A 10,841-nucleotide genomic window follows, 5' to 3' on the forward strand; every position below is an offset into this window, starting at 1 on the left:
CCGGCTGGCCAGCCGGGTGCTCTGGCCCCTGGCCTCCTTCAGTGTGGCCAACGGGGACGACCTGTACGACGGTTGCCGCCAGATCCCCTGGGAGGAGCATTTTGCCGCCAGCGCCACCTTCGCTGTTGCCGCCAGCGGCCGCAGCCAGGCCCTGCCGCACTCGGGCTTTGCCGCCCTGCGGGTCAAGGATGCGGTGGCGGACCGCTTCCGGGATCTGGCCGGCCGGCGGCCGGATGTGGATCCCCAGGCCCCGGACATCGCCATCGATCTCCATGTGCACCGGGATCTGGTGGTGGTGAGCCTGGATCTGTCCGGCCCGCCGCTCCACGAGCGCGGCTACCGCCAGGGGCCAGCCGCTGCCCCCCTGAAGGAGAATCTGGCCGCCGCCATCCTGGCCCGCAGCGGCTGGCCGGAGCTGGCGGCGGCCGGGGCGCCCCTGGTGGATCTGTGCTGCGGCTCCGGCACCCTGGCCATCGAGGGGGCGCTCATCGCCCTGCGCCGCGCCCCGGGACTCCTGCGGCCCCGGTTCGGCTTCGAGCGCTGGCTGGGTCATCAGCCGGCGCTCTGGGTCCGGTTGCTGGCCGAGGCCCGGGACCAGGCCCGGCCCGAGGGCGACTGCCCGGTCATCGTGGCCCTGGACCGGGATGGCCAGGTGTTGCAGGCGGCCCGGGACAATGCCGCCCGGGCCGGGGTTGAGGCGGTGATCCGCTTCCAGCAGGCGGATGTCACGAGGCTCGCCGGCTGTCCTGCTGCCGCCGCTCAGCCCGGCCTGGTGGTGGCCAATCCGCCGTACGGCCAGCGGCTCGGGGAGCGGCAGGACCTGTCTGCCCTCTACCAGGGCCTGGGGGAGAGCCTGCGCCGCCATTTTGCCGGCTGGCAGGCGGCGATCCTCACCGCCGCCCCGGAGCTGGGACAGGCCTTGGGCCTTTCGGCCCGGCGCGTCAACCGGCTGCGCAACGGCCCCCTGGAGTGCCAGCTGCTGCGCTTCGCCATCAGCCCGGAGGCAGTGCGGCCAGCGCCCGGCCCCCAGACCGCGGCCCGCTTTCTGGGCCGCTACCGGGAGCTGGCGCAAAGCCCCGGCGCCCAGATGCTGGCCAACCGGCTGCGCAAGAGCCACCAGCATCTGTCCCGCTGGGCCCGGCGCCAGGGGGTGCACTGCTACCGGCTCTACGACGCCGACATCCCCGAGTACGCCCTGGCAGTGGACCTCTACAGTGACGGCGAGGCGCGCTGGCTGGTGGTGCAGGAGTACGAGGCGCCGCCCGAGATCGACCCGGAGCGGGCGAAGCAGCACCTGCGGGAGGCCATGGTGGTGCTGCCCGATCTTCTCGGCGTGGACCCCGGCTCGGTCTTCCTCAAGATCCGCCGCCGCCAGAAGGGGCACCGCCAGTACCCCAAGCTGGGCGACTGGCAGGGCTTCCACCAGGTGCGGGAGGCGGGTTTGCGGTTCTGGGTCAACTTCACCGACTACCTGGACACCGGGCTCTTTCTCGACCACCGGCCGTTGCGGCAGCTCATCGGCAGCCAGGCCCGGGGCAAGCACTTCCTCAATCTCTTCGCCTACACCGGCGCCGCCACGGTCCATGCCGCGGCGGGCGGCGCTGCCGCCACCCTGTCCGTGGACCTGTCCGCCACCTATCTGACCTGGCTGCAGCACAACCTGGCGGCCAATGGCCTCGATGACCGCCGCCACCGCTTTGTGCAGGCGGATGTCCTGGCCTGGCTGGACGCGGATCATGATCCCTTTGACCTCATCCTCCTGGACCCACCCACCTTCTCCACCTCCAAGCGTATGACCGGAACCCTCGACGTGCTCCGGGATCACAAAGGCCTGCTGGCCCGGGCCATGGCCCTGCTGGCTCCCGGCGGGCTGCTGTATTTTTCCACCAACCACCGCCGCTTCCGTCTGGACCCGGAGCTGGCCGAGGCCTTTCAGGTGGAGGACATCAGCCGCCAGACCATCGACCAGGACTTCCGGCGCCATCCCAAGATCCACCAGGTGTGGACCTGCCGCCACCGGCGGTGATGCTGAAAAATTTTCCTTGACCGCGTCTTTTATTCAGGATAAATAAGATAAAAATAATCTTAATTATCCTGATTGAGGGGCAGGGCGATGCGGCTGACACGGGCAGGGGAATATGCGGTGCGGTGTGCGCTCTATCTGGCGAGAAAGCCCCTGGGGCAGGTGGTGAGTCGCCAGGAGGTGGCCTCTGGTGGCAACATCCCGCCGCTTTTTCTGGCCAAGATCGCCCAGGACCTGGCCCGGGCCGGCATCATCGAGATCCGCCAGGGGGCCAAAGGCGGCTTCCGGCTGCTGGTGCCGCCGGCAGAGCTGACCCTTCTGGCGGTCATCGAGGCGATCATCGGCGAGATCTTCCTCAACGACTGCGTCATGCAGCCCGCCTCTTGTGCCGCCAGCGCCAGCTGTGCCATAAACCGGGTATGGATCAAGGCCCGCAACCAGCTGCGGGATACCCTCCGGGAGGTCACCTTCACCCAGTTGCTCGCGGACGAGTCCTGCTGCATCCTCACCGGCGACCGGCCGTGTCCGGTCGCCCCGCAAGCCCCGGCAACCCCGGAAGCCCCGTCCCGCCGGCCGCCGGCCGATCCAGCGTGAGGTCCTGATATGCCTGCCGCCACGATCACCACCCTGCCCGGCCGCATCTTCGCCTTCTACCGGGACGGCTTTGCTGCCATGCAGCAGGGACGGACCCTGTGGGCGATCATCGCGGTGAAGCTCTTCTTCATCTTCGCCATCCTGAGGGTCTTCTTCTTCCCAGACCTGCTGGCCGCCCGCTTCGCCACCGACCAGGAGCGGGCGGCGTATGTTCTCGAAGAGCTCACCGGGGCCCAGGCCCTGATCCATCCTGTCCACGATTGAGGAGGTCGCCATGCTGGTAGACAACATTGATCTTGCCATGGTGAACTGGGCCCGGGCGCAGTTCGCCCTCACCGCCATGTTCCACTGGGTGTTCGTGCCGCTGACCCTGGGGCTCTCCTTCCTGGTAGCCTTTTTCGAAAGCCTCTACGTCAGGACCGGCAACCCGGAGTGGAAGAGGATCACCCGCTTCTGGATGAGCCTGTTCGGCATCAACTTTGCCATCGGGGTCGCCACCGGCATCATCCTGGAGTTCGAGTTCGGCACCAACTGGTCCAACTACTCCTGGATGGTGGGCGACATCTTCGGCGCCCCTCTGGCCGTGGAAGGGATTTTTGCCTTTTTCATCGAGGCCACCTTCTTTGCGGTGATGTTCTTCGGCTGGGACCGGGTCTCGAAGGGGTTCCATCTTCTGTCCACCTGGCTGGTGGCCATCGGCTCCAATCTTTCGGCCCTGTGGATCCTGGTGGCCAACGGCTGGATGCAGTACCCGGTGGGCATGGCCTTCAACCCGGACAAGGCCCGCTTCGAGATGCAAAGCTTCTGGGAGGTGCTGTTCTCGCCGGTGGCGGTGAGCAAGTTCACCCACGCCACCACCTCCTCCTTCCAGCTGGCCGCCCTGTTCGTGGTCGGGGTCTCCTCCTGGTTTCTTCTGACCGGCCGCCACCACACCCTGGCCAAGCGCAGTATCCTGGTGGCCTCGGTCTTTGGCCTCCTGTCCTCGGGCTTTGTCGCCTTCACCGGCGACGAGGCGGCCTTCACCGACGCCCGGGTGCAGCCCATGAAGCTGGCTGCCTTCGAAGGCCTCTACCAGGGGGAGCGGGGCGCAGGCCTTACGGCCATCGGCATCCTCAACCCGGCCAAGGCCCCGGCCGACGACCAGGATCCCTTCCTGGTGGCGGTGAAGGTGCCGGGTCTGCTCTCCCTTCTGGCCAACCGGGAGCCCGGCTCCTTTGTGCCCGGCATTCGGGATCTCATCTACGGCAACCCGGCCGAGGGCATCGTTGGCATCGACCAGAAGATCGGGCGCGGCCGCCAGGCGGTCTCGGCCCTGGCCGCCTACACGGCGGCGACCGCGGCCGGCGAGGCCGCCGGCCGCGCCGCAGCCCTGACCGCCTTCCAGCAGCACCAGGACTTTTTCGGCTACGGCTTTCTGGCCAGCCCCGAACAGGCGGTGCCGCCGGTGGCGCTGACCTTCTATGCCTTCCATGTCATGGTCGCCCTGGGCGCCTTCTTCCCGGTCCTGTTCCTGCTCTTTCTGGTCTGGACCATGAAGGACACCATCGCCGGCAAGCACTGGCTCCTGCGGCTGGGGGTGATCTCCATCTTCCTGGGCTACCTGGCCAGCCAGGCCGGCTGGATCGTCGCCGAGGTGGGCCGCCAGCCCTGGGCGATCCAGAATCTCTTGCCGGTGACCGTGGCCCGCTCCAACCTCACCGCTGGCGCGGTTCAGACCACTTTCTTCCTGTTCCTGGCGCTCTTTGGGCTGCTGTTCCTGGCCGAGATCCGGATCATGCTCCGGAGAATCGCCCAGGGGCCGGCCTCGTTCTGAGACCCAGGAGCACGCTGTTCCTCAATCGAACCGGAGGGCCTGTGTCATGATCGGCAGTCTCGGGCTGGACATCCTGCAAAAGCTCTGGTGGCTCATCGCCTCCCTGGTGGGCTCCCTGTTCCTGTTCCTGACCTTTGTCCAGGGCGGGCAGACCCTCTTGCCCTTCCTGGCCAGGAGCCCGGAGGAGAAGAGCCTCATCGTCAACTCCCTGGGCCGCAAGTGGGAGCTCACCTTCACCACGCTGGTGCTTTTTGGCGGCGCGCTCTTCGCCGCCTTCCCCCTCTTCTACGCCACCAGCTTCGGCGGCGCCTACTGGGTCTGGCTCGCCATCCTCTTCACCTTCGTGATCCAGGCGGTCTCCTACGAGTACCGGCGCAAGCCCGGCAACCTCCTGGGCACCGCCACCTACGATCTCTTCCTCCTGGTGAATGGCTCGTTGGGGATCCTGCTCATCGGCGCTGCCGTGGGTACCTTCTTCACCGGCGCCAACTTCACCCTGAACGCCTACAACCTGGTCGCCTGGACCCACCCCTTGCGGGGCCTGGAGGCGGCCTTCAACCCTTTCAACGTCAGCCTGGGGCTCTTTCTGGTCTTCGTGGCCCGTCTCCAGGGCGCTCTCTATCTGCTGAACAACCTGGACTGCACGGCCCCGGCCATGAAGGCCCTGGAGGGGCGCTGCCGGCGGGCCGCTTTCGGCAATCTGCTTTTCGCCCTGCCGTTTCTCCTCTTCGTGCTCTTCCGGCTCCTGACCATGGACGGCCTGGCCGTGGACGCCGCCGGCCGGGTGAGCGTGGAGGCCGGCAAGTACCTGCACAACCTTATGGCCATGCCCCTGGTGGCGCTTCTGCTCCTGGCCGGTCTCGTCCTGGTGGTGGCCGGGGTGGCCCTGGCCCGCTTTGGCGCCTCCCGCCGGGGCATCTGGCTGGCCGGCCCCGGGGTGGTCCTGACCGGATTGGCCGTCTTCTGCCTGGCCGGACTCAACCACACCCCCTTCTACCCGTCCTTGGCCGACCCGGCGAAGAGCCTCACCATCGCCAACGCGTCGAGCAGCCTCTACACCCTCACCGCCATGACCTACGTCGCCCTGGCGGTGCCCTTGGTGGTCGGCTACATCGCCTACGTCTGGCGGCTCATGGACCGGAAGAAGCTGGGGCCAGCGGACTTGGAGGAAGCGGAGCTTTATTGACCAACAACAACGAAGGAGGTGCACCATGACCGCAATTCTGCTCATCGGTTGGATCGCCCTGATCGCGGTCTCGTACCAGGCCGCCTGCCTGGTGCTGGCGAAGAGCGGCAACCTGTAGGCCGGTATCCACTCAGAAAAGAACGGAGGTGCTTCCCATGTGTCTTGTCACCCGTCAGGCCCCGGACTTCGATGCCGAGGCGGTCCTGCCCGACAACAGCTTCGGCCGGGTCAAGCTGTCCCAGTACCGCGGCCGCTATGTGATCCTCTACTTCTATCCTTTGGACTTCACCTTCGTCTGTCCGACGGAGATTTTGGCCTTCCACCACCGGCTGGCCGACTTCCAGGAGCGGGGCTGCGCCATCCTCGGGGTGTCCGTGGATTCGGTCTACACCCACTTCGCCTGGCGCAACACGGCCATCAACGATGGCGGCATCGGCTGCATCGGCTATCCCCTGGTGGCGGATCTCACCAAGTGCATCGCCCGGGACTATGGGGTGCTGCTGGAGGCGGGGGTGGCCCTGCGGGGCCTGTTCCTGATCGACAAGGAGGGGATCGTCCGCCATCAGGTGGTGAACGACCTGCCCCTGGGCCGCAGCGTCGACGAGGCGCTACGCATGCTGGACGCCCTGCAGTTCTACGAGGCCCACGGCGAGGTCTGCCCCGCCGACTGGCGGCCTGGCGAGGAGGGCATGAAGCCCAATGCGTCCGGCGTCGCCGACTACCTGGCCAAGAAGCACGGGGGCTGAGGAGCCGGAACGAACCGCAGAATGGCCAACAAGGAATTGCGAAGGTCGAAGGGACCGGCAGCTGGCGTTTGGGATCAGCTCTGCCGGTCCCTTCCGCGGTGGGAATCAGGTTCGCTACAGCTGGCGCCGCCACTGGTCGAGGCCCAGGAGGAGCACGTCGTCCAGCCAACGCTGGAAGCGCGGGCCTACCGTGGCCTCCGGCTCCTGGTAAGAGAACTGGAACACATCCCGACAGACGCCGTGGGGCCCTTCCAGGGTCGTCTCCCCATCCTCGTTCCGGTCCCGGTATTCGATGAAGGCCGCCGCCACGATGATCCCCAGGAATTCCACGCCCAGGGCGTGGAAGAGGATGACCAGCTCGGCCCGGCGCTCCTCCTGGATCTTGAGCCGCACCCAGGCCCGGAAGGTGCGCAAATCAGCATAGTAGTTGAACTGTCTGGCCAGCTCGATGGCCTGTTTGCGGAACCAGTGCTCGGTGTCCGCGCTGCTGGCGTCTGCGGTGGCCCGATAGCCGGGATTGATCCGTTCCAGATCCGCCGATAAAGCGCCGGCTGTTTCCTGGAGGCGCCGGTGGGCGACCTCCTGCAGGCGGGCCGCCTGCGCGAAGACCCCGCGCTTCTCTTCGCCTCTGGCCAGCTGCCTGGACTCGAGCCGCTCCATGGCGGCCTTGACCACGTGGCGCAACGGCTCCTGCTGCCGCAACATTTCTTCGGACAGGCTGAGGGCGGTGAGGAACCCCCTCTTTTCGATCTCCGCGAACAGGTCCACCAGGGAGGACAAGGATCCCCGGTCCGCCTCTTCCAGGGCCTCGATGTAGCTCGCCCGCCGGTCCCGGTTGATGACGAGCGGAAACCAACGGGCGCGCAGGAAGACCAGCGAGGCCAGTGCCCTGGCCAGCCGACCGTTGCCATCCTGAAAGGGATGAATCTGGGTGAAGCGGTGATGCAGCCACGCGGCCTCGACCTCAGGCGGAACGTCGCGGGACTGGTGCGCCAAGTGCATGGCCAGCAAGCGGTCCATTTCGGCAGCCACGTGCTCCGGCGGGCAGTACTCATGGCAGGTGCCGTTGGGACGCAGCGGGTTGTTCGGATGCCGTTTCCAGTCGCCCCGGTACAATGCGACGTCGACGATCCTTCCCAGGGCATCTCGGACCCGGGATGTCTCCTGATGCCTGGTGAAGACCTGATGGAGCTGTTTGATGTAGGAGGTGGAAAGGGACCGTCGTTGGGCGACGAAATCGAACAGGCCTTCCAGGGCCTCCTCCTGGTCCTTGACGATGGAGACCACCGCGTCTACGGGCTTGTCGGTGGCCCCATGAGGGATCAGGCTGGCCTCGATCCCCCGTTCGATGAGGATCTGGGTAACGCCCCGGTCGATGGAGTAGAGGTTTTCGATAACCCCTGTCTCGATAGCCCATTCCCGGCGCAGCCGTTCATTGAACCGGCGCACAGCATCCGACTGGGCGAGGCGGGCTGCCTGCTCGATCCAGATCGCCCCCAGGCTCGCCAGCTCCGGCGACGCGAGGTTCCGCCAGTCAGCGGGCAGGTCGTCGATGGGTTGCCAGGGAAGGCCGGTCATGGGGATGCTCGCTTCCCGCGGCGGCAAGGGGGGGCGGTGCCGTCCGGGCTGCCGCCGCTCAGCCGAAGTGGCAGATGTAGTGGTACGGCTCGTCCACCCGGATCTCGAAGGAGCTGTCGGCGGGCACCGAGAAGCGCTCGCCCGGGCCGTAGCGGTGCCAGGTGTCCTGGCCGGCCAGCCGCACCCGGCAGGCGCCGGCCACCGTCTCCATGATCTCCGGCGCGGCGGTGGTGAAGGTCAGGGTGGCGGGCAGGATCACCCCCACCGACTTGCGGCTGCCGTCGGCCAGCAGCACGGTGTGGGAGACGCAGCGGCCTTCGAAATAGACGTTGGCCTTGGTGAGCACGGTGACGTTGTCCAGACGGTCCATGGTGTCGGGTCCTTGCGGCAGAAGGGGAGGGGAAGGGGGTCAGCGGCCCAGGAGCCCGGCCAGAAACGGCCCCACGGCGTCCGGCCCGTCCCGATCCACCACCCGGATCGTTTCTGAGCCCACCACCGCGATGTCGGCCTTGCCGGTGAGGAACTGCACATCCTCCCGGCTGCGCAGGCCAAAGCCCACCGCCAGGGGCAACGAGGTGGCGGCCCGGCACCGGCCCAGGTAGACAGCCAGGTCAGCGTCGAAGCGGGTCGCCTTGCCCGTCACCCCTTTTCTGGCCACACAGTAAATGAAGCCGGCCGCATGTCCGGCCAGCTCCCGCATCCGCGCCCCGGTGGAGGTGGGGGCATAGATGAGGATGGGCGCCACGCCTTTGGCCCGGGCCAGGGCCAGGAAGTCCGCCCCCTCTTCCGGCGGCAGGTCCGGCAGGATCACGCCCTTGATGCCGGCCGCCACCGCCCGGTCCAGAAAGGCCTCCTCCCCGTGCCGGAAGACGATGTTGCAATAGGTCATGAACAAAAAGGGGATCGGGTGGGCCTGCACCATCTCCCGGGCGAAGTCCAAACAGGCCGCAACCCGGATGCCGGACTCGATGGCCACCTGGTTGGCCTTGAGGATCACCGGCCCATCGGCCATGGGCTCGGAGAACGGAATCTGCAGCTCGATGAGGTCGACCCCGGCGTCCACCATGGCCTTGATCACCCGGCGGTTGACCGCCAGGGACGGATAACCCAGAACGATGTGGGTCATGAGCAGGATGTCTTTCTTGGACCGCAGGGCGCGGATCCGCTCCTCAAGCGCCATACTCCCTCCCCCGCTCCCGGATGAAGGCCTGCCAGGACGGATCGCCGAAGGCGTGGGCGATGGTGAAGATGTCCTTGTCGCCCCGGCCGGACATGTTGATGATGACGCTCTCCTCCGGGGACAGCTCGCCCACCTCCTTGAAGGCATGGGCAAAGGCGTGGGCTGACTCCAGAGCCGGAATGAGCCCCTCGGCCTTCATGGTCCGGTCCAGGGCCAAGAGCACCTCCTGGTCGGTGGCAGCGGCAAAGCGCACCCGGCCGGCCTCGGCCAGATCGGCCAGGATGGGGGAGACGCCGATGTAGTCCAGGCCGGCGGCCACCGAGTGGGTATCCTGCATCTGGCCGTCCTCGTCCTGGAGAAAGAGGGTGCGGTACCCCTGGGCCACCCCGGCCTGGCCATGGCGGCCGGCGATGCGGGCCGCGTGCCGGCCGCTGTCCAGCCCCAGCCCCCCGGCCTCCACCCCGATCAGCTCCACCCGGGAATCGTCCAGAAAGCCGCTCATGATGCCATAGGCGTTGGAGCCGCCGCCCACGCAGGCATAGACCCGGGCCGGCAGCCGGCCGCAGGCGGTCAGGATCTGCCGTCGCGCCTCCTGGCCGATAAGGCCCTGGAAATAGCCCACCATCTCCGGAAAGGGGTGCGGCCCGCAGACCGTGCCCAGGCAGTAATGGGTGTCGCTCATGTTGGTGACCCAGTCCCGGAAGGCCTCGTTGATGGCATCCTTCAGGGTCTGGCTGCCGTCGGTCACCGGCACCACCTGGGCGCCCAGCTTCTCCATCCAGAAGACATTGGGCCGCTGCCGCCGCACATCCTCGGCGCCCATATAGATGGTACAGGCAAAGCCGAAGCGGGCCGCCATGGTGGCGGTGGCCACCCCGTGCTGGCCGGCGCCGGTCTCGGCGATCACCCGGGTCTTGCCCATCCGCTGCATCAGCAGCCCCTGGCCCATGACATTGTTGGCCTTGTGGGCGCCGGTGTGGTTGAGATCCTCCCGCTTGACATAGATCTGCGCCCCGCCCAGGGCCCGGCTGAGGTTGGGGCAATGGGTGAGCGGGGTGGGGCGGCAGGAGTAGGTGGCCATGAGATCCACGTACCCGGTCCAGAAGGCGGGATCGGCCTTGGCAGCGGCAAAGGCGGCATTGAGCTCCCGGAAGGTCTCGTGCAGGACCTCCGGGATGAAGGCCCCGCCCCAGCGGCCGTAGTAGCCTTGCCGGTTCATGGCATGGTGTCCTTGGGAAGGTGTGGCTGGATGGTGCCGGACCGCGGCCGGCGGTGGAGGCCGAAGAGGTACCAGGGGAGCCGTTCCTTGTCAAGGCCGGGGGAAAACGGTCCTTGACACGCTATTCCCCGGCCCGTACCCTAGACGGCACAAGCCGGCCTGGCCCGATGGCGAACGCGATGCCCCGGCTTGTATGGCTGTGCAGCGGCTGCTGAGAGGATTCCCGCCGGGTGGCTCCGCGACCCGGGGATCCGCCTCGGGGTGGCCGGTGCGGCCGGTGCGGCCGGTGCGGCTGGTGCCGCCGGTGCGGCCGGTGCGGCCGGTGCGGCCGGTGCGGCCGGAGGCGGCCGGAGGCGGGCCGCGGCGGGCCGCGGCGGGGATTCGCGCCGGGGGATGAATCCCCCGGCTATCCGTGTCTGCTCTCGCTCCGCGAGGCTATGAGGAAGAAACCTTCCGTTCAGAGCCTCTGCTGCCGCTTCCGCGAGGCCAATGCCAGGGGGCG

10 protein-coding genes are annotated in these 10,841 nt (G+C 67.5%); 6 read left to right on the forward strand and 4 right to left on the reverse strand.

Annotated features, from left to right (window positions below):
• The 6 genes from rlmKL to AB1634_16835 all read left to right on the forward strand — a co-directional run.
• Positions 1 to 2,026 (forward strand): bifunctional 23S rRNA (guanine(2069)-N(7))-methyltransferase RlmK/23S rRNA (guanine(2445)-N(2))-methyltransferase RlmL (rlmKL, locus tag AB1634_16810; protein ID MEW6221176.1); only part of this gene is annotated, 2,026 nt, incomplete at its 5' end.
• An 87-nt stretch (positions 2,027 to 2,113) separates the two neighbouring features.
• Entirely contained in the window at positions 2,114 to 2,617 is a 504-nt protein-coding gene (locus AB1634_16815) for an Rrf2 family transcriptional regulator (GenBank protein ID MEW6221177.1), read from the forward strand.
• Positions 2,618 to 2,626: 9 nt separating this feature from the next.
• Positions 2,627 to 2,881 carry a DUF4492 domain-containing protein gene (locus tag AB1634_16820; protein ID MEW6221178.1) on the forward strand — a complete coding sequence of 85 codons (255 nt, stop codon included), beginning with the start codon at positions 2,627 to 2,629 and terminating at the stop codon, positions 2,879 to 2,881.
• 10 nt (positions 2,882 to 2,891) lie between these two features.
• On the forward strand, positions 2,892 to 4,430 hold the full coding sequence (locus AB1634_16825; GenBank protein ID MEW6221179.1) for a cytochrome ubiquinol oxidase subunit I: 1,539 nt from the start codon (positions 2,892 to 2,894) through the stop codon (positions 4,428 to 4,430).
• A 46-nt stretch (positions 4,431 to 4,476) separates the two neighbouring features.
• Positions 4,477 to 5,616: a cytochrome d ubiquinol oxidase subunit II gene (gene cydB, locus AB1634_16830; GenBank protein MEW6221180.1), complete on the forward strand. Its 1,140-nt coding sequence runs from the start codon at positions 4,477 to 4,479 to the stop codon at positions 5,614 to 5,616.
• 155 nt (positions 5,617 to 5,771) lie between these two features.
• The gene (locus AB1634_16835) at positions 5,772 to 6,362 is read left to right on the forward strand and encodes a peroxiredoxin (GenBank protein MEW6221181.1); all 591 of its coding nucleotides are present in this window, start codon (positions 5,772 to 5,774) and stop codon (positions 6,360 to 6,362) included.
• 114 nt (positions 6,363 to 6,476) lie between these two features.
• On the opposite strand, the gene AB1634_16840 is transcribed toward AB1634_16835, so the two are convergent.
• Genes AB1634_16840 through trpB form a run of 4 tightly spaced genes read right to left on the reverse strand, consistent with a single transcriptional unit; the run spans position 6,477 to position 10,339 of the window.
• A complete protein-coding gene (locus tag AB1634_16840; protein ID MEW6221182.1) occupies positions 6,477 to 7,940 on the reverse strand; it encodes a Fic family protein in 1,464 nt (487 codons plus the stop codon).
• Between the two features lie 58 nt (positions 7,941 to 7,998).
• Entirely contained in the window at positions 7,999 to 8,310 is a 312-nt protein-coding gene (locus AB1634_16845) for a pyrimidine/purine nucleoside phosphorylase (GenBank protein ID MEW6221183.1), read from the reverse strand.
• A 39-nt stretch (positions 8,311 to 8,349) separates the two neighbouring features.
• A complete protein-coding gene (gene trpA, locus AB1634_16850) occupies positions 8,350 to 9,120 on the reverse strand; it encodes a tryptophan synthase subunit alpha (GenBank protein ID MEW6221184.1) in 771 nt (256 codons plus the stop codon).
• Positions 9,110 to 10,339, reverse strand: coding sequence for a tryptophan synthase subunit beta (gene trpB, locus AB1634_16855; GenBank protein ID MEW6221185.1), 1,230 nt, complete (start codon positions 10,337 to 10,339; stop codon positions 9,110 to 9,112). The genes trpA and trpB overlap by 11 nt, the downstream gene beginning before the upstream one ends.
• Between the last annotated feature and the right edge of the window lie 502 nt (positions 10,340 to 10,841).

This window comes from Thermodesulfobacteriota bacterium (assembly GCA_040755095.1).
In the GTDB taxonomy this organism is placed as follows: Bacteria; Desulfobacterota; Desulfobulbia; order Desulfobulbales; family JBFMBH01; genus JBFMBH01.